Origin of the sequence: Faecalibacterium sp. DFI.5.82 (assembly GCF_029076575.1) — a bacterium.
In the GTDB taxonomy this organism is placed as follows: domain Bacteria; phylum Bacillota; class Clostridia; order Oscillospirales; family Ruminococcaceae; genus Faecalibacterium; species Faecalibacterium duncaniae.
Genome location: NZ_JARFIS010000330.1, coordinates 1 through 322 on the forward strand (window position 1 = coordinate 1; position 322 = coordinate 322).

The following is a 322-nucleotide window of genomic DNA, read 5'->3' on the forward strand; positions in this document are numbered from 1 at the left end:
CAAGGATGCCCAGGAAATACATGCCCACCATGACCAGTGCGGCGTACTCCGGGACGAAGGTCACAGCAAACAGGCTGTAGATCGGGAGCTTGGCCGAGCAGCTCATAAAGGGCGTGAGCAGAATGGTCATTTTCCGGTCCCGCTCCGAGGGCAGCGTGCGGCTTGCCATCACGCCGGGGAGCGTGCAGCCAAAGCCGATGAGCATGGGCACGATGCTGCGGCCCGAAAGACCGTTGCGCCGCAGCAGCTTGTCCATCACAACGGCCACGCGGGCCATATAGCCGGTATCCTCCAGCAGGGAAAGGAAGAAGAACAGGGTCAC

General features: G+C 61.5%; 1 protein-coding gene. It reads right to left on the reverse strand.

All coding sequences use genetic code 11. From position 1 onward, the window contains the following. On the reverse strand, nucleotides 1-322 hold a 322-nt coding region (locus P0G09_RS16855), incomplete at both ends, for a nucleoside recognition domain-containing protein (protein WP_275253240.1).